Genomic DNA, 22958 nt, shown 5'->3' with positions numbered 1-22958 from the left:
CCTATCTGCTAGTGTCGCGCCGGTTTAACGTCAACCGGAAATCGCCGCCATGGCCCGCAAAAAAGCTGCACTGGATTTCGAACAATCCCTCGCTGACCTGCAAACGCTGGTCGAGCGTCTGGAGAATGGTGAATTGTCGCTGGAAGACTCGCTGACCGCTTTCGAGCAAGGCATCGGTCTGACCCGCGATTGCCAGGCGGCGCTGGCTCAGGCCGAGCAAAAGGTTCAGGTGCTGCTCGAGCGTGATGGCGAGTTGGCCGAGGAACCCTTCGACGCGGACCAGCCAGAATGATTGCAGCGTATTCGGCGACCAGCCAGGCCCGCGTCAATGCGGCCCTGGAAACCCTGTTCACCGCGCCGGGCCCTGAGCTGGCGCGCCTGTACGAAGCCATGCGCTACAGCGTGATGAACGGCGGCAAGCGCGTGCGTCCGTTGCTGGCCTATGCCGCGTGCGAAGCGCTGGGTGGCAAGGCCGAGCAAGCCAACGGCGCAGCCTGCGCAGTGGAACTGATCCACGCCTATTCTCTGGTTCACGACGATTTGCCGGCAATGGACGATGACGATTTGCGTCGCGGCCAGCCCACCACCCACAAAAAATTCGATGAAGCCTGCGCGATCCTCGCCGGTGACGGCTTGCAGAGCCTGGCGTTCAGCGCCCTGCTCGACCCGCGCCTGAGCAATGCGGACGCGGAGATTCGCCTGCAAATGGTCAGTGCGCTGGCGTTGGCGGCCGGCCCGGCGGGCATGGTGGGCGGTCAGGCCATCGACTTGGGTTCGGTTGGTCTGAAGCTTGATCAGAAGGCACTCGAATACATGCACCGGCACAAGACTGGCGCATTGATCGAGGCCAGCGTCAAACTCGGCGCCCTGGCCAGCGGCCGTGCCGAGAAAGACGAACTGAAATCCCTGCAGAGTTATGCACAGGCCATCGGTCTGGCGTTCCAGGTCCAGGACGACATTCTCGACGTCGAAAGCGATACCGAAACCCTCGGCAAACGCCAGGGCGCCGACATCGCCCGGGACAAACCGACCTACCCGGCCCTGCTCGGCCTCGACGCTGCCAAGGCCTACGCCCTGGAACTGCGCGACCAGGCGTTGCACGCGCTGCGACCGTTTGACGCGGCGGCCGAGCCGTTGCGCGATCTGGCCCGGTATATCGTCGAGCGCCGCAGCTGACGGCGTATCCGCCAAAAAAGACCTATGCGTGGGCAGGGTGCGATCCATCAGGTAAACTGCCGCATCTTTTATACCTATAACGATTCGCCTGATGCCCACGACGTTTCATGAGATTCCCCGCAAGCGCCCGACCACGCCCCTGCTCGACCGCGCGAACACGCCGGACGGCCTGCGCCGGTTAGGCGAAGCCGAGCTGGAAACCCTGGCCGATGAGCTGCGCCTGGAATTGCTCTACACGGTCGGCCAGACCGGTGGGCATTTCGGCGCCGGCCTGGGCGTGATCGAGCTGACCATCGCGTTGCATTACGTCTTCGACACGCCGGACGACCGGCTGGTGTGGGACGTCGGCCATCAGGCTTATCCACACAAGATCCTCACCGGTCGTCGCGAGCGCATGGGCACCCTGCGCCAGAAGGACGGCATTGCCGCTTTCCCGCGTCGCTCCGAGAGCGAGTACGACACCTTTGGCGTCGGCCACTCCAGCACTTCGATCAGTGCAGCGCTGGGCATGGCCATTGCCGCCCGCCTGCAAAACAGTGATCGCAAGGCCATCGCGGTGATCGGCGACGGCGCGTTGACGGCCGGCATGGCCTTCGAGGCGCTGAACCACGCGCCGGAAGTGAACGCCAACATGCTGGTGATCCTCAACGACAACGACATGTCGATTTCACGCAACGTCGGCGGTTTGTCGAACTACCTGGCGAAGATTCTTTCCAGCCGCACCTACGCGAGCATGCGCGAAGGCAGCAAGAAAGTGCTGTCGCGCCTGCCCGGCGCCTGGGAAATCGCCCGTCGCACCGAAGAATACGCCAAAGGCATGCTGGTTCCCGGCACCCTGTTCGAAGAACTGGGCTGGAACTACATCGGCCCGATCGACGGCCACGATCTGCCGACCCTGATCGCCACCTTGCGCAACATGCGCGATCTGAAAGGCCCGCAATTCCTGCACATCGTCACCAAGAAAGGCAAAGGCTTCGCCCCGGCAGAAGTCGACCCGATCGGTTACCACGCGATTACCAAACTCGAACCGCTGGACGCTCCTGCCGCCGCGCCGAAAAAGGCCAGCGGGCCGAAATATTCAGGCGTGTTTGGCGAATGGCTGTGCGACATGGCAGCCGCCGATCCGCGCTTGGTCGGGATCACTCCGGCGATGAAAGAAGGCTCCGACCTGGTGGCCTTCAGCGAACGGTTCCCGTTGCGCTATTTCGACGTGGCGATTGCCGAGCAACATGCCGTGACCCTCGCCGCCGGCATGGCCTGCGAAGGTGCAAAACCGGTAGTGGCGATTTACTCGACGTTCCTGCAACGCGGCTACGACCAGCTTGTTCACGATGTGGCGGTGCAAAACCTCGATGTGCTGTTCGCCATCGACCGCGCCGGTCTGGTGGGCGAAGACGGCCCGACTCACGCCGGCAGCTTCGATCTGTCGTTCCTGCGCTGCATCCCCGGCATGCTGGTGATGACCCCGAGCGACGAAAACGAACTGCGCAAAATGCTCACCACCGGTCACCTGTACGAAGGTCCAGCGGCTGTGCGTTATCCGCGAGGCAACGGTCCAAACGCGACTATCGAGAAAAACCTCGAGCCAATCGAGATCGGCAAAGGCGTGGTTCGCCGTCAGGGCAGCAAAGTCGCCCTGCTGGTATTCGGCGTGCAACTGGCCGAAGCGCTGAAAGTCGCCGAGACGCTGGATGCGACCGTGGTCGACATGCGCTTCGTCAAACCGCTGGATGAAGAGCTCGTTCGCCAAATGGCCGCCAACCACGAGTTGCTGGTGACGGTCGAAGAGAACGCGATCATGGGTGGTGCGGGTGGCGCGGTCAGCGAGTTCCTTGCTCGCGAAAACATACTCAAGTCGATGCTGCACCTGGGCTTGCCGGACCTCTATGTCGAGCACGCCAAACCTGCGCAGATGCTGGCCGAGTGCGGGCTGGATGAGGCCGGAATCGAAGCCTCGATTCGCGAACGTCTGCAACTGCTCAACTTGTAAACCCGATTTCACACCTGTAGGAGCCGGCTTGCTGCGGGCGGCGTTCCGACGATGGCGTCTTCAAGGGCCCCATCGCTGGCAAGCCAGCTCCTACAGGGACGATGTACTCTTTCGCTTTTACGATAAAACTATGAATTTCCTTCGCATCGTCTTGACGCTGACCCTTCTGCCGTCAGGTCCACTGCTGGCCGACACCTTCGAACGCGACCAGGCCCTGAAGCTGCCGGACGTGCTGATCAGCGCCAACCGCCAGGTCGAAGCTCGCAACGACAGCAGCGCCGCCAACACCGTGTTCACCCGCGAAGACATCGACCGCCTGCAACCGAACAGCGTCACGGATCTGCTGCGTCGAGTCCCGGGTGTGCAAGTCGCGCAAACCGGTGGCCGTGGCAGCCTGCCCGGGGTTTATATCCGTGGCACTCAGTCAGCCCAAAGCCTGGTGCTGGTGGACGGCCAGCGGATCGGCAATTCGACGTCGGGCGACAGCAACCTGCAACACATCAACATCGAACAAGTCGAGCGCGTGGAAGTGTTGCGCGGTTCCCGTTCGGCGATTTACGGCAGCGATGCGATTGGCGGGGTGATCCAGATTTTCACCCGGCGTGGCGGCGAACAAGGCCTGCAACCACGTCTGCATATAGGATTTGGCAGCAACCAGACTTGGGAACGCAGCTTTGGTTTGTCCGGTGGCGATGAGCAGACCCGGTTCAACCTCGGCGCCAGCCTCGATGAAACCGCCGGCATCGATCGCACCCACGAGTCGTACCCCAGCGACGGCGACCACGACGCGTACCGCAACAAGTCGCTGAGCCTGAGCCTGAGTCATGCACTCAGCGATGACATCGAAATCGGCGCCAACCTGCTGGATAACCGCGGCAAAAGCGAGTTCGACAACCCGTTCGGGCGCTTCGACCTGGACACCTTCGAGTCCGTCCAGCAGCAGCCCTATAGCGAGTTCGACGTGAGCAGCGTCAGCAGCTACGTCGATGCCCGCATCAACGACGCGTGGAAATCGCGTATCGAACTCGGCCACAGCGAAAACCGCGAAAAGACCCTCGACAAGCTCAGCGATGAGCGCAGCGTGTTTGACACCTACCGCGACTCGGTGACGTGGCAGAACGATCTGACGCTCAACGAAAGCAACAGCTTGATCCTCGGCGGCGACTGGTACGAAGACCGGGTCAACAGCACCACGGACTTCGACGAGGACAGCCGCTGGAACCGCGCGGCGTTTATCCAGCATCGTTATCAGGCGGAAAGCTTCTCCACCGAACTGGGTCTGCGCCGCGATCAGAACCAGCAGTTCGGCGGCCAGAATAGCTGGAGTGGCACGCTCACCCTGCCACTGAACATGAACAACGACGTACTGCTGAGCTACAGCGAAGGCTTCCGTGCACCGACATTCAACGATTTGTATTACCCGGACTTCAGCAACCCCGACCTGAAACCTGAAACCTCGAAAAGTTACGAGCTGCAATGGCGCAGCCAGTTGACCGAAAACAGTCGCCTGGAAGCCTCGCTGTACCGAACGGATCTGGAAGACGCGATCATCTTCGGCAGCAACTCACGCCCGCAGAACGTTGCCTCGGCACGGATCAATGGCTTCGAAGCGGCGTTGAAGCAGGAACTGCTCGGCTGGCAGAGCAACCTTGGCGTGGCGATCATCGACCCTCGGGACCGCGACACCGGCCATACCCTGGCCCGTCGTGCACGTCGTACATTGAGCTGGGACCTGGATCGACAGTTCGACCGGCTGGGCCTCGGCGCCAGTTGGCAAGCGGTGAGCAGCAGCTATGACGACTTGAACAATCAGCAACCATTGGGTGGTTATGGGTTGCTGGGTTTGCGCAGCAGCTGGGAACTCAACCGTGAGATCAGCCTGGAGCTCAAGGTCGACAATCTGCTGGACAAGGAATACAGCCGGGCGCTGTACAGCCATGAAGGCAGCCAGTATGGGTATCGCGAGGAAGGTCGGGCGTGGATGTTCGGGGTGACGTGGACGCCGGAGCTTTAAGTTGAAATTTGCGGTGTCTCGACAGACGTCATCGCGAGCAGGCGCCTGGGTCTCAGCGATCGGGCGCAATCAACTGGCAAAGCTTGGCAGTCGCTTCTACCATCTGCCCACTCGGCCGCTCCAGTCCTTTGTCCGTCACTAAACGCAATTGCTGTTGCTTCACCGCCGCCACCTGCGGCCAGGCTTTCCACGTATCGAGCTGGGTCTGGTCGCTGGCCAGAATCAGCTCGGGATTGCGCTGCAACACCGCCTCCACACTGACCTGGGGTGCCGGCAACGTCAGATCGGCAAACACATTCTTTGCCCCGCACACTTCCAGCGCATCACTGATGATCTGTCCGCCGCCAACGGTGTACAGCGGCCGATCCCAGACCTGATAGAACACCCGCACCGGCTGATCCCGACGATAGCGCTGCCGCAGTTCATCCAGCCTCTGACGCAAATCCGTCGCCAGTGAAGTCCCACGCTCGGCCCGTCCGAGCTGCGCGGCTATCGCCTCGATCTGTGCTGTGAGCTGTTCGAAGTTGTGCGGCTCGGCGACGTAGGTCGGAATATTCAAGCGCTTGAGTTGTTCACGCTGAGCCGGTCCGACGCTGCCGGGCCAGAGCAACAGCAAATCCGGCTTCAGACTAAGCAGCCGCTCCATGTCCAATTGACCGTAACGACCAACGGAAGGCAGGTTGTTCAGTTGTGCAGGACGTTCACCGGCATCCAGCACGCCCACCAACAGGTCGGCCGAACCCAGTTCAACGACGATTTCAGAGAGAGAAGGCGCGAGGCTGACCACCCGTTCGACCGCGGCTGCCGAGCCGCTGAGGGCCAGCAGCAAAACCGCCAGCCAGACGGGACGCATCAACCGAGTTGACGCGGAATACGGTAGAGGTAGAACAGCACCGTGGTCGACAGCGCCAGCAAGAACAATGGCACCGCTTCAAGGCCGACAAACACCGCCAGCGCACCGATCCACGCCGGCAAACCGGCAGCCAGGAACGCCGTGCGCCGCTTGGCCGCCAGGCTGATCCACGCGGCGGGTTCATCAGGGGTATCGAGGGCTTTCTGAGTGGTGATCAGCGCATGCTTGTAGCCACCGAAAAACTTCAGGCTGACAAACATCGAAGCGACACCGGCGATGAACAACGGCATCGCCAGCACCGGCAAAATGGCTTCGCCCTGGCCGAACACACCGTTGATCACGAACAGCGGCAACAAGGCCAGCGCCAGGTATTGCCACCAGTTGACGGACAGTCGCCGCCGCACCTGACCACGGGTCACGCCCGGCCTACCTCGCCCTGATGTTCGTTGCCCATCATGTGGTCGAGTTTGCTGGCCTTGGTCGCCAGGTAGAGTTTGTTGTGCGGGTTGTGGCCGGTGTGCAGCGGCACACGCTCGGCGACCACGATACCCATATCGGTCAAGGCTTTGACCTTGCGTGGGTTGTTGGTCATCAGACGCAGGGACTTCACGCCCAGGTGCTCCAGCATCGGCAGGCACATGGCGTAGTCGCGCTGGTCGGCGGCAAAGCCCAGACGTTCGTTGGCTTCAACGGTGTCGGCACCGCCATCCTGCAATTCATAGGCACGGATTTTGTTCAGCAAGCCAATGCCACGGCCTTCCTGACGCAAGTACAGCAATACGCCACGACCTTCACGGGCAATGGCCTGCAACGCAGCTTCGAGTTGCGAGCCGCAATCGCAACGCTGGCTGAACAAGGCATCGCCCGTCAGGCATTCGGAGTGCAATCGGCCGAGTACCGGGGCACCGTCGGCGATCTCACCCAGGCTCAGCACAACGTGCTCGCGGCCGGTGGCTTCATCGAGAAAGCCGTGCATGGTGAATTGCGCAAAAGGCGTTGGCAGCTTGGAAGCGGCGACAAAAACGACAGGCACCGGTGTGCTCCTGATCTAAAGAGTCTGAAGATTCGCAGGCCGGCATTGTAACAGCAGGTTCCTGACGACGCTTAGGCTGAATTATCGGCGATAACTATCAAAAAGTTTGATGTCCGCTCGCTCCCACGAAGGGTAATCGCCGACGACCACAAAATCCGCGTTAATGCTCTTCAAATGGATAGGGTTGTTTCCAGCGTTCGAAAATCGGCTTCAGCTCGCCGCTTTTGACCAATTCCTCCATGCGCTGGTCGAACATCGCCATCAGCGTGCGGGCCTGCGGGGTCTTGGCAAAGCACAGATACAGCGGCAATTCAGCGATATGGGTTCGACGCAATTGCGATGGATCCTTCGCCCGATTGACGACGTAATCGACTTCAGTCAACGCATCAATGTAAAAATCGGCGCGATTTTGCATCAGCATTGAGACAATGCCGGTACGCCGCAGCACTTCGTTATAGCGGCGAATGTTGGGCAGGTAATGCTGGTAATCGTAGCCGCGCACCCAGGCCAGTCGATAATTACCCAGGGTTTCCGGGGTCGGCACCGGACCTGTGGACAGGCCAAGGGCATAGATGTGATCGGTGTCGAAGTTCCAGTGCGGGTAGAGCAACTCATCCGACTCGTCACGATAGGAACCGACACAGGCATCCACTTCGCCGCGCTCGGCCAGGCCCATGGAGCGCACGTAGGGCTCAGTGCGGATATCCAGCTTGACGCCCGCCGGCTCGAAAACTTGCCGCAGCACGTCCCAGGCCAGTCCATGACCGTCGGCAGCGGTGTAGTCTTCCCAGTCCTCGCTGGCCAGGTGAATCACGGAAGGCGTCGGCGCGACATCCCTCGCCTGAGCGAAGAAGCAAAACAAGGCCAACACCATCACCATCAAACCGCGTAGAGCCATCCCTAGTTCTCCCACTTAACGCCCCAAACCCTCTCTGGTCAGGCGAAAATCCGCACCAGCCCTTGCATCGCCAACCATGCGAACACTCCGGCCAATACGTCATCGAGCATGATCCCGACACCGCCGTGCACATGCCGGTCGATCCAGCGAATCGGCCATGGCTTGAGAATATCGAAGAAGCGGAACACCAGGAATCCCGCGAGCAACCACTGCCAACCTTCCGGCACCAGCCACAGGGTAATCCACATTCCGACCATTTCGTCCCAGACGATGCCTTCATGGTCGTGCACACGCAAATCATCGGCGACCTTGCCGCACAGCCAGAAGCCGAACAGCATGGTGATGCCCAGCATCAGCCAATAGCCCCAATCGGGCAACATCTGCCACAACGGGATGAAGGGTAGCGCAACTAACGACCCCCAGGTGCCCGGTGCCTTTGGCAAGATGCCCGAGCCGAAGCCAAACGCCAGGAAATGCCATGGATTGCGCCAGACCGACGGCGGTACAAATTCCGCCGGGACCTGTTTGGGATGATCTGTCACGGTGTCTCCCGAAAATGTTGATAGCCCCGGGTTTGCGGGGTGATGTCTTGTCCAGCGGCGTCCAACAGTGTCACGCCCTGCCCGCTGACTACCCGCCCGATCACATGAACGGGCCAGCCATTAACCAGCAACGACGGGAGCTCGACGGATGGCAAGGTAAAGGCCAGCACGTAATCGTCGCCACCACTCAGGGCTGCGATTTGTGCGCCCGAGTGGCCGAGGAAGGCAACCAACGCTTTCGACAACGGCAAGCGCTCAATGTCCACCTGAAGGCTGACCTTCGACGCGAGCGCGATATGCCCGCAGTCCGCGAGCAAGCCGTCGGAGATATCCAGCGCCGAAGTCGCCTTGCCGCGCAACGCCTGGCCGAGGCCCAGTTGCGGTTGCGGCGACCAGTAATGCGCCAACAGCGGATTGGCGATGGCGGCTTCGGCACTGCGCTCACCGAGCACCAGCGGCAACGCGCCGGCAGCATTGCCCAGTTCGCCACCGACACACAGCAAGTCGCCTGGTTGCGCACCGCTACGAGTCAGTGCCTGCCCGGACGGCACTCGGCCGAAAACAGTCATGGTCAGGCTTAACGGCCCCCGAGTGGTGTCGCCACCCACCAATGCCACGCCGCAACTTTGCGCCATGCGGTTCAACCCACGGGCGTAGGCATCCAGCCATTCGGCGGTCACCGTCGGCAAGGTCAGGGCAAGGGTAAAGGCAACGGGAGTGGCGCCCATGGCGGCGAGATCGCTGACGGCCACGGCCAGCGAGCGCTGACCGAGCAGAAACGGGTCGCAAGGATCTGCGAAATGCACACCGGCCACGAGGGTGTCGGTGGAAATCGCCAACTGCTCCCCGGGAGGAACAGCCAGCAAGGCGCAGTCATCGCCAATCCCGAGGGCAACGCCTTCGCCGCCCTGCGCACAAGGCGCGGCGGCGAAGAAATTGCGGATCAGCTCAAACTCGCCCATGGCAATGGCAGTTCAAGCGCAAGTTAGCGCTTGAACGCCTTCACTTCAGCTTCACGCAGACGCGGGGCCAGCTTATCGAGTACGCCGTTGACGAACTTGTGGCCATCGGTGGAACCGAAGACCTTGGCCAGTTCGATACCTTCGTTGATCACAACGCGGTACGGCACGTCGACGCGCTTGAGCAGTTCCCAGGTCGACAGGCGCAGAACCGCCAGTTCAACCGGGTCCAGCTCTTCAATGGTCAAGTCCAGGCATGGCGTGAGCGCGGTGTCGATTTCAGTCTTGAACTGCGGAACCCCGTGAAGGATTTCGCGGAAGTAAGCGCCATCGACATCGCTGAAATCGTTATCGACCCGGAACTGCGCTTCAATTTCGTTCAGCGACTGCTTGGCCATGTGCCATTGGTACAGCGCTTGAGTCGCGAGCTGACGGGCTTCGCGACGCTTGACGCTTTTCGATGGCTTGCCGGCGTCCGCAGGCTTTGGATCGCGCGGGTTGAAACGATCGCTTTCGTCGCTAATCACTTGGCCTCCAACTGCGCCAGCAGGCTGACCATTTCCAGAGCGGACAGGGCAGCTTCGGCACCTTTGTTACCGGCCTTGGTGCCGGAACGTTCGATGGCTTGCTCGATGGAATCAACGGTCAGGACGCCGAAAGCGACCGGAACGCCGAACTCCATGGACACCTGGGCCAGGCCCTTGGTGCATTCGCCCGCGACGTATTCGAAGTGCGGAGTACCGCCACGAATGACTGCGCCCAAAGCGATGATCGCCGCGAACTCACCCTTCTGAGCGACTTTCTGCGCAACCAGCGGGATTTCGAAGGCGCCAGGCGCACGGATGATGGTGATGTCGCTTTCGCTCACGCCATGGCGAACCAGGGCATCAACTGCACCGCTGACCAGGCTTTCAACGACGAAGCTGTTGAAACGGCCCACTACCAAAGCGTAGCGGCCTTTAGGGGCGATGAAGGTACCTTCGATGGTCTTCAGGGTCATTCGTTAGATCTCTTAAAGAGCCGGGACGCGTCTCGTACGCGTCCCTCAGTGATATTAGCCACGAATTCACGGCCGGAAAAATCCGCATTGCTGCCTGATTACAAACTGTGGCGAGGGAGCTTGCTCCCTCGCCACAATAAATCTATGTCAACAATGCTGGAAACAACCGGTCATTATTCGGAGGGCACGTATTCTACAACTTCCAGATCGAAACCGGATATCGCATTAAATTTCATCGGTGCGCTCATCAAACGCATTTTGCGCACACCGAGGTCACGCAGGATCTGCGAACCGGCACCGACAATGCTGTAGGTAGTCGGTTTTTTCACAGCAGCGTGGTCGGCGGTTTCGCGGATATGCGCCAGCAACACGTCGCCGTCAAGCGGGTGACCGAGCAACAACACCACGCCGCTGCCCGCCTCGGCGACCGCAGCCATGGCGGCGCGCAGGCTCCAGCGACCCGGTTGCTTGACCATCAGCAAGTCGCGCAGCGGGTCCATGTTGTGCACGCGAACCAGGGTCGGTTCTTCGGCGCAGACATTGCCCAGGGTCAGCGCCATGTGCACGTCGCCTTCCACGGAATCACGATAGGTCACCAGGTTGAATTGGCCCAGTTCGCTGTCCAGTGGCTGCTCGGCAATCCGCTGAACGGTACGTTCGTGGATCATCCGGTAGTGAATCAGGTCGGCAATGGTGCCGATCTTGATGTCGTGTTCGGCAGCAAACGCTTCCAGTTCGGCGCGACGGGACATGGTGCCGTCGTCGTTCATCACTTCGCAGATCACACCGCTCGGCTCGAAACCGGCCATGCGCGCCAGATCGCAGGCGGCTTCGGTGTGACCGGCGCGAGCCAGCGTACCGCCAGCCTGGGCCATCAGCGGGAAGATGTGGCCAGGGCTGACGATGTCTTCAGCCTTGGCATCACGGGCGGCAGCGGCCTGCACCGTGCGCGCACGGTCGGCGGCGGAGATGCCGGTGGTCACACCGGTGGCCGCTTCGATCGATACGGTGAACTTGGTGCCGAAACCGGAACCGTTGCGCGGCGCCATCAACGGCAGCTTGAGCAGTTCGCAGCGCTCGCGGCTCATCGGCATGCAGATCAGGCCACGGGCGTGCTTGGCCATGAAGTTGATGTGCTCGGGTTTGCAGCACTCGGCGGCCATGATCAGGTCGCCTTCGTTCTCGCGGTCTTCGTCATCCATGAGGATGACCATCTTGCCTTGGCGGATGTCTTCAACCAGTTCTTCGATGCTATTGAGCGCCACTAGGCACCCCCTTGGAGTCAGGATTTGAGGTAGCCGTTGGCGGCCAGAAAGCTTTCGGTAATGGTGCTGCCGGCAGTCGGCTCTGCGGCCTTGTCGCCCAGCAACAGGCGCTCCAGGTAACGGGCCAGCAAGTCCACTTCCAGGTTCACCCGGCGACCTGGCTGGTACGACGCCATGATGGTTTCGCTCAAGGTGTGCGGAATGATGGTCAGCAGGAACTCGGCGCCATCGACCGCGTTCACGGTCAGGCTGGTGCCGTCGACGGTGATCGAGCCTTTATGGGCGATGTACTTGGCCAGTTCTTTCGGCGCACGGATGCGAAATTCCACGGCACGGGCGTTCTCGGTGCGGGCAACCACTTCGCCCACGCCATCGACGTGACCGCTGACCAGATGCCCGCCGAGGCGAGTGGTCGGTGTCAAAGCCTTTTCGAGGTTGACTGGGCTGCCGCTTTTCAGGTCGTTCATGGCGGTGCAATCGAGGGTTTCGCGGCTGACGTCCGCCGCAAAGCCGTTGCCCGGCAATTCAACAGCGGTCAGGCACACGCCGTTGACCGCAATGCTGTCGCCCAATTTGACGTCGCTCAGGTCGAGCTTGCCGGTTTCGACGTGAACCCGTACATCACCGCCCTTTGGGGTCAATGCACGAATACTGCCGATGGATTCGATGATGCCGGTAAACATGAGGTTCTCCTCGAGAACAAAGCCAGCGCTGTAGCGATGGCCGGGAATTATACGCTCGCTACTGGCACAGGAATGGCGATGACTCGCCAGTCATCGCCAACCGCACGAATTTCGGTGATTTTGAGTTCCGGCGCATCCTTCATTTGCGCGAGCGGCCAATCCAGCAACGGTCGCGCCGAGGAGCCCAAAAACTTGCCGGCGATGAAAATCTGGAACTCGTCCACCAACCCGAGCTGGGCAAACGCACCGGCCAGACGCGGACCGGCCTCGACCAGCACTTCGTTGACCCCTCGGGAGGCAAGTGCAATCAGCAGTTGATGCAGATCGACCTGGCCGTCGTAGCCAGGCACGATCAGGCATTCCGGGCCGTTGGCGTACTGCTCTTCCACCGCGACACAAGTGGCGACCAGCGCCGGACCGGCCTTGAAGAACGGCGCATCCAGCGGCACGCGCAGGCGGCCGTCGATCAGCACGCGCAACGGCGGTCGGCTCATGGCCAGGGCGGTTTGCTCGGGATCCAGTCCGAGTTCATCGGCACGCACGGTCAAACGGGCGTTGTCCGCCAGCACCGTGTCGGCGCCGGTCAGCACCACACTCGCCTGGGCGCGCAGGCGTTGTACCGCCGAACGCGCGGCCGAACCGGTGATCCATTGGCTTTCGCCGCTTTCCATGGCCGTGCGACCGTCGAGGCTCATGGCCAACTTGACCCGCACGAACGGCAAACCGTGTTCCATGCGTTTGAGGAAGCCTTGATTGAGCTTGCGCGCCTCACCTTCCAGCACGCCGCTTTCGGTGGCGATGCCGGCCTGTTCCAGGCGTTGCAGACCACGACCGGCGACTTCCGGGTTCGGGTCCTGCATCGCCGCCACCACCCGTGCCACGCCGGCATTCACCAGTGCATCGGCGCAGGGCGGCGTGCGGCCGTGGTGGCTGCAAGGTTCCAGCGTCACGTAGGCCGTGGCGCCCCGCGCCTTGTCGCCAGCGGCGCGCAAGGCATGGACTTCGGCATGGGGTTCACCGGTGCGCTCGTGCCAGCCTTCACCGACGATCTGCCCGTCACGCACAATCACACATCCGACCCGAGGGTTAGGGTGCGTGGTGTAATGACCTTTGCGCGCCAGTTCCAGCGCGCGGGCCATGTAATGGGCATCGAGGATGGATTGTTCCGGGGAGGTGGTCATTCTTTCACCGGTTCACGGGCCAGGCGATCGATCTCTTCGCGGAACTCATTGAGGTCCTGGAAGCGGCGATACACCGAAGCGAAGCGGATATAGGCGACTTCATCGAGCTTTTGCAGCTCGGCCATCACCAATTCGCCGACCACGAGGGATTTGACCTCGCGTTCGCCAGTGGCGCGCAGTTTGTGTTTGATGTGCACCAGCGACGATTCGAGGCGCTCGACACTCACCGGGCGCTTTTCCAGCGCACGCTGCATGCCGGCGCGGAGTTTTTCTTCGTCGAACGGCTGGCGACTGCCGTCGGTTTTGATCAGGCGCGGCAACACCAGTTCAGCGGTTTCGAACGTCGTGAAACGCTCGCCGCAGGCCAGGCATTCACGCCGGCGGCGCACCTGTTCGCCCTCGGCGACCAGACGCGAGTCGATGACCTTGGTGTCGTTGGCACCGCAGAAGGGACAGTGCATGGTGGCAGGCAACAAAAAAAGGGAGGGCCATGGTAGCGCATCCCCGTGGCAAGACAAGCCATAGGGTTTGCGGTATACAGACTGGCTATATATGGATCATGTCTTGCCGGAGCCGCAAATGTCCCTAAGACCGCTCGTTTTGCTCAGCGTATTCAGCCTGCTGGTGGCCTGCAGCAGCGATGCACCCAAGCCTCAGCCGCCGAAACCAGGCCCCGCGCCGGAACAGGCGCAAAAGAAAGCCAGGGAATCGGCCAACCTCGGTCCGCTGCCGGCGTATCAGCGTGAATTGAGCGGCAGCTTGCAAGGCGTGCCGGCCGGTGCCGAAGTCGAACTGGCATTGCTGGTGATCGACGAAAAAGACCGCCCGCAACAATTGCTCGCCAGCTCCAGCCTGATCGGCACCAATCAGATTCTGCCGTTCCACCTGCGCTTCAACCCGGAATCCTTCCCGGCCGGTGCCCGCGTAGAACTGCGTGGCCGCGCCAGCCAGTCCGGCCAGTTGATCCTGCACCTGCCGTCGCAGGTGATCAGCCAACCGACCACCCAGGCCCTGGGCCAACTGCAATTCGTCAAAGCCCCATGAGTGCACCGCTCGACCTGCAACAGGCCTTGGGTGAATTGCTCGGCGATGCACGGCTGGTGACATGTGAGCTGCCGGGGACCGACTTGAAATTGTGGCTGATCGACGGTGACAACATGGACCGCGCCTTCAGCCCGGAAGAAACCCGGCGGATTCTGCATGAGCCGCCGTACTGGGCTTTCTGCTGGGCCAGTGGTTTGGCGGTGGCGCGTTATCTCGCCGAATTCCCGGAATGGGTCAAAGGCAAACGGGTGCTGGATTTCGGTGCCGGTTCCGGCGTCGCGGGAATTGCTGCGGTCAAGGCTGGCGCACTGGAAGTAGTGGCCTGCGACCTCGACCCACTGGCGATTGCCGCGTGTCGGGCGAACGCCGAACTCAATGATGTGCAGTTCAGCTATTCGAGTGACTTTTTCGCCGAGGACGATCGCTTTGATCTGATCCTGGTGGCCGATGTCTTGTACGACCGGGCAAACCTGCCGTTACTCGATGAATTCTTGAGTCGTGGCAAGGAAGCCTTGGTGGCCGATTCGCGGGTGAGGGATTTTCGCCATCCGCTATATCAACGCATTGAAATGCTGGAAGCGATGACCTTGCCGGATCTGGCCGAGCCGCAAGAGTTTCGGCATGTGAGCCTCTACCACGCGCGGCGCGGCTAGCCGTATAGTTGCCCCATTCACGCTTTTACGAGATTGCTCATGAGTCAGGAAACGCCGTACATCTTCGACGCCACGACAGCCGATTTCGACCAGTCGGTGATCGAGAACTCTTTTCACAAACCGGTGCTGGTGGATTTCTGGGCCGAATGGTGTGCGCCATGCAAAGTGCTGATGCCAATGCTGCAAACCATCGCCGAGAGCTATCAGGGCGAGTTGCTGTTGGCCAAGGTCAACTGTGACGTCGAGCAAGACATCGTCGCCCGTTTTGGCATTCGCAGCCTGCCGACCGTGGTGTTGTTCAAGGATGGTCAGCCGGTCGACGGTTTTGCCGGTGCACAACCGGAATCGGCGGTACGGGCGTTGCTTGAACCTCACGTGCAGATGCCGCCACCGGCCGCCGCCGATCCGTTCGAACAAGCTCAGGCACTGTTCGATGACAGTCGCTTTGCCGACGCCGAAGCCATCCTCAAAGTGCTGCTGGGCGAAGACAACACCAACGCCAAGGCGCTGATTCTCTACGCCCGCTGCCTCACCGAACGCGGTGAACTGGGCGAGGCGCAAGCGGTGCTCGACGCGGTCAAGAGTGATGAACACAAGGCAGCATTGGCCGGTGCCAAGGCGCAGATCAAGTTTCTGGGTCAGGCCAAGGATCTGCCGGATGCCGCCGACCTGAAAGCGCGTCTGGCGAAAAATCCACTGGACGATGAAGCGGTCTATCAACTGGCGGTTCAGCAACTGGCGCGCCAGCAGTACGACGCCGCGCTGGATGGCTTGCTCAAGCTATTTATCCGCAACCGCAGTTACAGCGAAGGCTTGCCGCACAAGACCTTGCTGCAGGTGTTCGAACTGCTGGGCAACGACCACCCGTTGGTGACCACGTACCGTCGCAAGTTGTTTGCTGCGCTGTACTGATCGTGACCTGTAGGAGCCGGCTTGCCGGCGATGCAGACGCTGCGCTCCATCAGGTGAACCGCGTCATCGTTCATCGCCAGCAAACCGGCTCCTACAACCAGCGGTAGATCGGCGTATCTGCGCCGCTTTCCACCTTCACGTCCGGGCTGTGGCGCAGACGCACCAACAGCCGCTTGCCGGCCGCCGCGCTACCGGTCAGCCCTTCCAGTTGATCAAGCAGATCCGGCCCGCTCAACTGCCCCGCCTTGCGCAGCAAATCCCTGGCGATCTGCCACAGCGCGTCATCCTGATTCAACGGTTTGGGTGTTGGCGTCGCACTGACTTCGGTTTTTTCCACCTGCAACTGTGCGCCGAACCGCGCCCAGTCGGCGTCATCCATTTCCAGTGTCAAATCCACCGGCCACTCGCCGATGCTTCCGCGAATTCGCAACATAGGTCTGCTCCCGCACATTTCTGACCTGCATGCTCCCATGGGACTTGTGCAACGCCAAGCAGACGGTCAAACTCTCCGCACTTACGTTATAAGATTACATAACAATTTTTTCATTTTATGTCCGGAGATTCGCCATGCGCCGTCTGCTGCTCGCTTTGCCATTTGCCTTGTTGCCGCTGGCTGTCGCCCACGCCGCTGACGAGCATGATCACGACCATGAGCACGGCAGCCTTAGCGCCCATGAACATGGCGTCGGCCGCCTGAACGCGGCGCTGGACAGTCAGACCCTGGAAATTGAACTGGAAAGCCCGGCGATGAACCTGGTGGGCTTCGAACACGTCGCCACCAGCGATGCCGACCAAGCCAAGGTCGCCGCCGTTCGCGCGCAGTTGGAGAAACCATTGGCGCTGTTCAACCTGCCGAAGGCCGCTGGTTGCGTGGTATCGAGTCAGGAACTGGAGAGCCCACTGTTCGGCGACAAACCGGACGCCGATGACGATCACGACGAAGATGCCAAGGATGAGCATCATCACGACCACAGCGAAATCCACGCCCATTACCATTTCACCTGCGCCACGCCGGGTGCGCTGAATACCCTGGATCTGGCGAATATTTTCAACACTTTCCCGGCCACTCAGAAAATTCAGCTACAACTGATCGGCCCGAGCGGGCAGCAGGGTGTTGAAGTGACATCAAAGGCTGCCAGCCTGAAATTCTGAAATCACCCTCTCCCGTAGGAGCCGGCCTGCTGGCGATGGACGATACGCAGTTCAATGTACAGACCGCGTCGAAGCTATCGTCGGCAAGCCGGCTCCTACACAGGTCATCAACATTTGTGAAAACCGCGCCATGACCCAAGCACTCATCGAACTGTCCGACCTGGGCTTCAATTGGCCCGGTCACCCGCCGTTGCTGGACATCCCGGCGTTTCGCCTGGAACCGGGCGAAACCCTGTTCCTCAAAGGCCCCAGCGGCAGCGGCAAGACCACCCTGCTCGGCCTCCTCGGCGGTGTGCAGAAACCCAATCGCGGCAGCATCCGCCTGCTCGGCCAGGAACTGACCGAACTCTCCGCCGGTGCCCGCGACCACTTCCGCGTCGATCACACCGGCTACATCTTCCAGCAGTTCAATTTGCTGCCGTTTCTCTCGGTGCGGGAGAACGTTGAACTGCCATGCCACTTTTCCAAGTTGCGGGCGAAACGGGCGATCCAGCGCCACGCCAGCATCGAGCAGGCCGCTGCCACCCTGCTCGCCCATTTGGGCCTGAAAGATGAAGACATCCTCAGCCGCCGTGCCGATTCACTGTCCATCGGCCAGCAACAACGGGTCGCCGCCGCACGCGCACTGATCGGCCAACCGGAACTGGTGATCGCCGACGAACCGACTTCGGCTCTGGATTACGACGCCCGCGAAAACTTCATTCGCCTGTTGTTTGCCGAATGCCGTGAAGCCGGGTCGAGTTTGCTGTTTGTCAGCCATGACCAGAGCCTCGCACCGTTGTTCGATCGTCACCTGTCGCTGGCCGATCTCAATCGCGCCGCCACCCCGTCCGAGGTCTGAGATGTATTTGTTTCGTCTAGCCATGGCCAGTCTGGCTAACCGCCGCTTCACCGCGATTCTCACCGCATTCGCCATTGCGCTGTCGGTCTGCCTGCTGTTGGCCGTCGAGCGTGTGCGCACCGAAGCCAAGGCCAGTTTCGCCAGCACCATCAGTGGCACCGACCTGATCGTCGGCGCCCGCTCCGGCTCGGTCAACCTGCTGCTGTACTCGGTGTTCCGCATCGGCAACGCCACCAACAACATCCGTTGGGACAGCTTCGAACACTTCGCCAACAACCCGAAAGTGAAGTGGGCGATCCCCATGTCACTCGGTGATTCCCACCGCGGTTATCGTGTGATGGGCACCACCGAGGCCTACTTCGAGCATTACCAATATGGCCGTCAGCAACATCTGGCATTGGCCGATGGTCGCGCCTTCGCCACCGATCCGTTCGAGGTGGTACTCGGCGCCGAAGTGGCCGAAGCATTGCACTACAAGCTCGGCGACAAACTGGTGCTGGCCCACGGCGTGGCGGCGATCAGCCTGGTCAAGCACGACGACAAACCGTTCACCGTGGTTGGCATTCTCAAACGCACCGGAACGCCGGTGGACCGTACGCTGCACATCAGCCTCGGCGGCATGGAAGCGATTCACATCGACTGGCACAACGGCGTGCCGGCCCGAGGCGAGGGCCGGGTCAGCGCCGACCAGGCGCGCAACATGGACCTGACGCCGCAAGCGATCACCGCGTTCATGCTCGGCCTCAACAACAAGATTTCGACCTTTGCCCTGCAGCGCGAAATCAACGAATTCCGTGGCGAACCGATGCTGGCGATCCTGCCCGGCGTGGCGCTGCAAGAGTTGTGGAGTTTGATGAGCACCGCGGAAAAAGCCTTGTTCGTGGTCTCGCTGTTTGTGGTGTTGACCGGGTTGATCGGCATGCTCACGGCGATTCTCACCAGCCTCAATGAACGTCGGCGCGAGATGGCGATTCTGCGTTCAGTGGGCGCGCGACCGTGGCACATCGCGACGTTGTTGGTGCTGGAGGCGTTTGCCCTGGCGCTCTCCGGCGTGGTCGCTGGCGTGGCGTTACTCTATGTCGGCATCGCGGCGGCCCAGGGTTATGTGCAAGCCAATTACGGCCTGTTTTTACCGCTGGCCTGGCCCAGCGAATATGAATGGACGCTGCTCGGTGGCATCCTGATCGCCGCGCTGCTGATGGGCAGCGTACCGGCCTGGCGCGCGTATCGCCAATCTTTGGCCGATGGCCTGTCGATCCGTTTATGAGGACGCTGAAAATGCCCCGCGCTCTGCTCGCGCTGTTGATGCTGGTCGCCCTGCCCCTGTGGGCGGCCGAGCCGAAAGAGTTGACCTGGTCGGAAATGATCCCGCCGGACGCCCCGGCGGAAGTGCCGAACATGACGCCGCTGCACGACATGTCAAAGATGAGTGACACCCTGTCCGCCGAATCGGCGCCAGCGGCCAGGCAGGACATGCCCAATGCGCCGGTGGTCAAAGCTCTCGATGGCAAGAATATTCGTTTGCCGGGTTACATCGTGCCGCTGGAAGTAAGCGAGGAAGGTCGCACCACGGAGTTTCTGCTGGTGCCGTATTTCGGTGCCTGCATCCACGTACCGCCACCACCGTCGAACCAGATCGTGCACGTCAAAAGCGAAGTCGGCGTGAAGCTCGACGAGTTGTATCAGCCGTACTGGATCGAAGGCGCGATGCAGGTCAAACCGTCCACCAGCGAGTTGGCGGATGCCGGGTATCAGATGGAGGCGGACAAAATTTACGTGTATGAATTGCCGGAGTGAATCCGGCAGTCATGTGTTGTTTTATCAGGCTAGCGATGAGGTCATCAGAAACGCCATAAAATCCAGCCCATCCCACTTTCATTGAGCTGGGTCAAAAGACCGAATCGTTAGCAGCCTTACCATTGGACATCAAAATTTTTAACGTCCTTTGGAGCCCCCATGAACAAGTCCTTGCTCGGTGCCGCGCTGTTTTCCCTCGCGCTCGCGGCCCCGCTCGCGCACGCCCACGAGGCCGGTGACATCATCCTTCGTGCCGGCGCCATTACCGTCAACCCGAAAGCTGATAGCTCCACCGTCAAGGTCGATCAAGGTCCTCTGAGCGGAGCCGATCTGGGTGGCAAGGCGACAATGAGCAGCGACACGCAACTGGGTCTGAACGTGGCCTACATGATCACCAACAACTGGGGGATCGAATTGCTCGCGGCCACGCCGTTCGAGCATGACGTGAAACTCAAGGGCACCGCCCTGAGCGCGGCCAACGGCAAATTGGGTACGCTGAAACACCTGCCACCGACCCTCAGCGTTCTGTACTACCCGCTGGACCACAAGTCCGCGTTCCAGCCGTACGTCGGCGCCGGTATCAACTACACCTGGATCTACGACGAGCACGTCGGCAGTGAAGCCAGCGCCGCCGGCTTCAGCAACTTCAAGGCGGAAAGCTCCTGGGGCATGGCGTTCCAGGTTGGTGCGGACTACATGATTACCGATAACATCATGCTCAACGCCCAAATGCGCTACATCGACATCGACACCCGCGCGACCGTGGAAAACGACGCCGTAGCACCAGGTACTCGGGCACGGGTGAACGTGGACGTCGATCCGTTCATCTACATGGTCGGTCTGGGTTACAAGTTCTAAGGATTCACGTGGTGGTGAATTGATCGTTGCATGCTCAATGCAGGAACGATCAGCAACAAAAAAGGCGCCTGCAACAGGCGCCTTTTTCTATTTTTCCAACAACCGCGCCAGCCCGACACTCATCGGCGTCTGCTGTGGTCGGTCAAAGCGTTCCAGCAAACGCCGGTTGTCCGCCCGCGAATGACGGATGTCCCCGGAGCGCGCCGGGCCGTAGCTCACCGGCGGCAGTTTGCCGACCACTACCTCAAGGGCTGCCAGCATTTGCTTGAGGTTGGTCGCCTGGTTCCAGCCGACGTTGACCGCGCCCTCTTCCACCTGGGGTTTCTCGATGGCTTGCACCAGCAAATCGACCAGATCCTCGACGTAGACAAAGTCCCGCGTCTGTTCACCGTCACCAAACACAATGATCGGCAGGCCTTTCTGCGCGCGTTCGCTGAAGATGCTGATCACCCCGGAATACGGCGAGGAAGGATCCTGGCGCGGGCCGAAGATGTTGAAGAAGCGGAAAATCACCGGTTCCAGTGCATGCTGGCGCCGATAGAAATCGAAGTATTGCTCGCTGGCCAGCTTGTCCGACGCGTAGGGCGTCAACGGCGCCTTGGGCGTGTCTTCGTTGATCGACTCGCCTTCGCCATTGTTGCCATAGACCGCCGCGCTGGAGGCGAACAGCACACGCTTGACACCCGTCTGGCGCATGGCCTCGCAGACATTCAGCGAGCCAATGAAATTGCTCTGATGGGTCTTGACCGGGTCGTCCACCGAAGCCTGCACCGAGGCCACTGCCGCCAGGTGCGCCACAGCGCTACAGCCGAGCATCGCTTGTGCGACCAACGCCGCGTCGGCGACGTCGCCGACGATCAGTTCAACCTTGGGATTGCCCAGCGGCAGATTGCTGCGCTTACCGGTCGACAGGTCATCGAGAATGCGCACCGAACGGCCCTTGGCAAGCAAGGCGTCGGTCAGGTGCGAACCAATGAAACCGGCACCGCCAGTGATTAAAACGGGGCGCTCAGCCATGTCGATAGAACCTGTCCAGTAGGCCGGGAAGCGCTGCACGCCAGGCGCGCGGCTTGATCCCGAAAGTATGCAGAATTTTCTTGCAGGCCAGCACCGCGTGTTGCGGTTCTTCGGAGGCGTCCGGCCGCGCGGCGTGGGCCTGGGCGGTCGGCGCTTCGATGGCCAGCGGATGCAGGGCGCGCGCTTCTGTGAGGATCGCCTGGCCCAACGCCAGCGGCGTCGTCGCCTCATGCCCGGCGTAGTGATAGGTGCCCCACAACGGCGCGGCGCAGTCGAGTTGCTTGAGCACGGAAATGATCACCCGGGCGGCATCGTCCACCGGAGTCGGATTGCCGCGACGATCGTCGGCCATCAGCAGCTCTTCCGGATTTTCCGCCCGGCCGAGAAAACGCCCGAGGGTGCCGTCGGGGCTGTCATCGAGCAGCCAGCCGAAACGCAGCAACACATGCTGTGGGCATGTGGCGCGCACGCTCTGTTCGATCCGCCACAAGGCCTGACCGCGCAGGCCCAGCGGCACTGGTTCGTCTTTTTCGCTGTAGGCGGTCGCGCGGGAGCCGTCGAACACGCGATAGCTCGAAGGTTGCAGCAGAACGATGTTGTGATGCTGGCACAGTTCGGCAAGACGCTCGATCGCCCGCTCCTGCCCGGCCAGACGCTGTTCGCTGACCGCCTCGGCCTGGAACCAGTCGAAATAGTAGGCAAGGTTGATCAACGCGTCCGGGCGGGTGTCGTCGAGCAGTTGCGTCAGGCTCGCGGCATCCCAGCCGTCTTGCGGCGGGCGGGGGGCGAGGAAACCGATGTCTTCCTCCGCACCGAGGCGAATCAGCGCCTGCCCAAGGGCATTTCCGCCGCCCAGTAACATAAGGCGCATTCGCATAGAGTCAGCAGGCCCAGTCTGATTGAAACAATGGCTTTGTCGACAACGCTTGCGGGCGCTGTCGTTGATAGATGCCGGAATCGTTGCATTTTGCGGGTTTAGTGCGCAACCGTCATCCGTAAAGTGTAGATGTGCGGGATTTCAATGCAGCCCCTGTGGAGAGTGAGTTGTGACAACCGAGCGGTACTTGCAACTTGCGCCCCCCGCCCGCAT

The 22958-nt window shown here is 61.0% G+C and carries 27 protein-coding genes; 12 read left to right on the top strand and 15 right to left on the bottom strand.

Translation table 11 applies throughout. The annotated features are described in order from the left end of the window. Positions 1 to 49 precede the first annotated feature (49 nt). From ABVN21_RS26495 to ABVN21_RS26480, 4 genes are all read left to right on the top strand, one after another. Entirely contained in the window at positions 50 to 292 is a 243-nt protein-coding gene (locus tag ABVN21_RS26495; protein ID WP_007894317.1) for an exodeoxyribonuclease VII small subunit, read from the top strand. Next, the gene (gene ispA / locus ABVN21_RS26490; protein ID WP_339555465.1) at positions 289 to 1176 is read left to right on the top strand and encodes a (2E,6E)-farnesyl diphosphate synthase; all 888 of its coding nucleotides are present in this window, start codon (positions 289 to 291) and stop codon (positions 1174 to 1176) included. Before ABVN21_RS26495 ends, ispA begins: the two co-directional genes overlap by 4 nt. 91 nt (positions 1177 to 1267) lie before the next feature. Further along, a complete protein-coding gene (gene dxs / locus ABVN21_RS26485) occupies positions 1268 to 3166 on the top strand; it encodes a 1-deoxy-D-xylulose-5-phosphate synthase (RefSeq protein WP_339555466.1) in 1899 nt (632 codons plus the stop codon). A gap of 130 nt (positions 3167 to 3296) precedes the next feature. Further along, complete coding sequence (locus ABVN21_RS26480; RefSeq protein ID WP_339555467.1) at positions 3297 to 5180, top strand: TonB-dependent receptor; 1884 nt, start codon at positions 3297 to 3299, stop codon at positions 5178 to 5180. Between the two features lie 52 nt (positions 5181 to 5232). On the opposite strand, the gene ABVN21_RS26475 is transcribed toward ABVN21_RS26480, so the two are convergent. The 12 genes from ABVN21_RS26475 to nrdR all read right to left on the bottom strand — a co-directional run bounded on the left by ABVN21_RS26475 (position 5233) and on the right by nrdR (position 14055). After that, complete coding sequence (locus ABVN21_RS26475; protein ID WP_339555468.1) at positions 5233 to 6033, bottom strand: cobalamin-binding protein; 801 nt, start codon at positions 6031 to 6033, stop codon at positions 5233 to 5235. Next, positions 6033 to 6452, bottom strand: coding sequence for an MFS transporter (locus ABVN21_RS26470; protein ID WP_339555469.1), 420 nt, complete (start codon positions 6450 to 6452; stop codon positions 6033 to 6035). The genes ABVN21_RS26475 and ABVN21_RS26470 overlap by 1 nt, the downstream gene beginning before the upstream one ends. Further along, a complete protein-coding gene (ribA, locus tag ABVN21_RS26465) occupies positions 6449 to 7066 on the bottom strand; it encodes a GTP cyclohydrolase II (RefSeq protein ID WP_034148042.1) in 618 nt (205 codons plus the stop codon). The genes ABVN21_RS26470 and ribA overlap by 4 nt, the downstream gene beginning before the upstream one ends. Before the next feature lie 160 nt (positions 7067 to 7226). Next, a complete protein-coding gene (locus ABVN21_RS26460; RefSeq protein ID WP_339555471.1) occupies positions 7227 to 7964 on the bottom strand; it encodes a transporter substrate-binding domain-containing protein in 738 nt (245 codons plus the stop codon). Positions 7965 to 8002: 38 nt separating this feature from the next. Beyond that, positions 8003 to 8506 (bottom strand): phosphatidylglycerophosphatase A, encoded by a 504-nt coding sequence (locus ABVN21_RS26455; protein WP_339555472.1) that lies wholly within the window; start codon positions 8504 to 8506, stop codon positions 8003 to 8005. After that, positions 8503 to 9468 carry a thiamine-phosphate kinase gene (gene thiL, locus ABVN21_RS26450; RefSeq protein ID WP_339555474.1) on the bottom strand — a complete coding sequence of 322 codons (966 nt, stop codon included), beginning with the start codon at positions 9466 to 9468 and terminating at the stop codon, positions 8503 to 8505. Before thiL ends, ABVN21_RS26455 begins: the two co-directional genes overlap by 4 nt. Positions 9469 to 9491: 23 nt before the next feature. Then, positions 9492 to 9992 (bottom strand): transcription antitermination factor NusB, encoded by a 501-nt coding sequence (nusB, locus tag ABVN21_RS26445; RefSeq protein ID WP_003185935.1) that lies wholly within the window; start codon positions 9990 to 9992, stop codon positions 9492 to 9494. Next, on the bottom strand, positions 9989 to 10465 hold the full coding sequence (ribE, locus tag ABVN21_RS26440; RefSeq protein WP_003228649.1) for a 6,7-dimethyl-8-ribityllumazine synthase: 477 nt from the start codon (positions 10463 to 10465) through the stop codon (positions 9989 to 9991). Before ribE ends, nusB begins: the two co-directional genes overlap by 4 nt. A gap of 173 nt (positions 10466 to 10638) precedes the next feature. Then, positions 10639 to 11730, bottom strand: a complete 1092-nt coding sequence (gene ribBA, locus ABVN21_RS26435; RefSeq protein WP_090325554.1) for a bifunctional 3,4-dihydroxy-2-butanone-4-phosphate synthase/GTP cyclohydrolase II — start codon at positions 11728 to 11730, stop codon at positions 10639 to 10641. 17 nt (positions 11731 to 11747) lie between these two features. Next, entirely contained in the window at positions 11748 to 12413 is a 666-nt protein-coding gene (locus tag ABVN21_RS26430; protein WP_008059524.1) for a riboflavin synthase, read from the bottom strand. A 47-nt stretch (positions 12414 to 12460) separates the two neighbouring features. Beyond that, positions 12461 to 13594 (bottom strand): bifunctional diaminohydroxyphosphoribosylaminopyrimidine deaminase/5-amino-6-(5-phosphoribosylamino)uracil reductase RibD, encoded by a 1134-nt coding sequence (ribD, locus tag ABVN21_RS26425; RefSeq protein WP_339555475.1) that lies wholly within the window; start codon positions 13592 to 13594, stop codon positions 12461 to 12463. Continuing rightward, positions 13591 to 14055, bottom strand: coding sequence for a transcriptional regulator NrdR (nrdR, locus tag ABVN21_RS26420; RefSeq protein WP_003228656.1), 465 nt, complete (start codon positions 14053 to 14055; stop codon positions 13591 to 13593). The genes ribD and nrdR overlap by 4 nt, the downstream gene beginning before the upstream one ends. 118 nt (positions 14056 to 14173) lie before the next feature. On the opposite strand from nrdR, the gene ABVN21_RS26415 reads away from it, so the two are divergent. Genes ABVN21_RS26415 through trxA form a run of 3 tightly spaced genes read left to right on the top strand, consistent with a single transcriptional unit; the run spans position 14174 to position 16203 of the window. Next, positions 14174 to 14638 carry a YbaY family lipoprotein gene (locus ABVN21_RS26415; RefSeq protein ID WP_339555476.1) on the top strand — a complete coding sequence of 155 codons (465 nt, stop codon included), beginning with the start codon at positions 14174 to 14176 and terminating at the stop codon, positions 14636 to 14638. Next, entirely contained in the window at positions 14635 to 15291 is a 657-nt protein-coding gene (locus ABVN21_RS26410) for a 50S ribosomal protein L11 methyltransferase (RefSeq protein ID WP_339555477.1), read from the top strand. Before ABVN21_RS26415 ends, ABVN21_RS26410 begins: the two co-directional genes overlap by 4 nt. Positions 15292 to 15330: 39 nt before the next feature. Next, a complete protein-coding gene (gene trxA / locus ABVN21_RS26405; RefSeq protein ID WP_339555478.1) occupies positions 15331 to 16203 on the top strand; it encodes a thioredoxin in 873 nt (290 codons plus the stop codon). Positions 16204 to 16294: 91 nt separating this feature from the next. On the opposite strand, the gene ABVN21_RS26400 is transcribed toward trxA, so the two are convergent. Then, entirely contained in the window at positions 16295 to 16636 is a 342-nt protein-coding gene (locus ABVN21_RS26400) for a hypothetical protein (RefSeq protein ID WP_339555479.1), read from the bottom strand. Positions 16637 to 16770: 134 nt separating this feature from the next. Between ABVN21_RS26400 and ABVN21_RS26395 the strand changes: the two genes are divergently transcribed. From ABVN21_RS26395 to ABVN21_RS26375, 5 genes are all read left to right on the top strand, one after another. Continuing rightward, positions 16771 to 17355, top strand: coding sequence for a DUF2796 domain-containing protein (locus ABVN21_RS26395; RefSeq protein ID WP_339555480.1), 585 nt, complete (start codon positions 16771 to 16773; stop codon positions 17353 to 17355). Between the two features lie 130 nt (positions 17356 to 17485). Continuing rightward, positions 17486 to 18196 (top strand): ABC transporter ATP-binding protein, encoded by a 711-nt coding sequence (locus ABVN21_RS26390; protein WP_339555481.1) that lies wholly within the window; start codon positions 17486 to 17488, stop codon positions 18194 to 18196. Between the two features lies 1 nt (position 18197). Next, on the top strand, positions 18198 to 19463 hold the full coding sequence (locus ABVN21_RS26385) for an ABC transporter permease (RefSeq protein WP_339555482.1): 1266 nt from the start codon (positions 18198 to 18200) through the stop codon (positions 19461 to 19463). 11 nt (positions 19464 to 19474) lie between these two features. After that, positions 19475 to 19993, top strand: coding sequence for a DUF3299 domain-containing protein (locus ABVN21_RS26380; protein ID WP_339555483.1), 519 nt, complete (start codon positions 19475 to 19477; stop codon positions 19991 to 19993). A gap of 159 nt (positions 19994 to 20152) precedes the next feature. Next, positions 20153 to 20851 carry an OmpW family outer membrane protein gene (locus tag ABVN21_RS26375; protein WP_339555484.1) on the top strand — a complete coding sequence of 233 codons (699 nt, stop codon included), beginning with the start codon at positions 20153 to 20155 and terminating at the stop codon, positions 20849 to 20851. An 87-nt stretch (positions 20852 to 20938) separates the two neighbouring features. Here the strand turns inward: ABVN21_RS26375 and ABVN21_RS26370 are convergent, their stop codons facing one another. Together ABVN21_RS26370 and ABVN21_RS26365 are read right to left on the bottom strand one after the other, a co-directional pair. After that, positions 20939 to 21868: an NAD-dependent epimerase/dehydratase family protein gene (locus ABVN21_RS26370; protein WP_339555485.1), complete on the bottom strand. Its 930-nt coding sequence runs from the start codon at positions 21866 to 21868 to the stop codon at positions 20939 to 20941. Next, positions 21861 to 22745 carry a sugar nucleotide-binding protein gene (locus tag ABVN21_RS26365; RefSeq protein ID WP_339555486.1) on the bottom strand — a complete coding sequence of 295 codons (885 nt, stop codon included), beginning with the start codon at positions 22743 to 22745 and terminating at the stop codon, positions 21861 to 21863. Before ABVN21_RS26365 ends, ABVN21_RS26370 begins: the two co-directional genes overlap by 8 nt. Positions 22746 to 22958 lie beyond the last annotated feature (213 nt).

The sequence above is a fragment of the Pseudomonas sp. MYb327 genome (genome assembly GCF_040438925.1).
Classification (GTDB): domain Bacteria; phylum Pseudomonadota; class Gammaproteobacteria; order Pseudomonadales; family Pseudomonadaceae; genus Aquipseudomonas.
The sequence above is the reverse complement of the archived record's forward strand: the minus strand, read 5'-3'. Positions and strand labels throughout refer to the sequence as shown.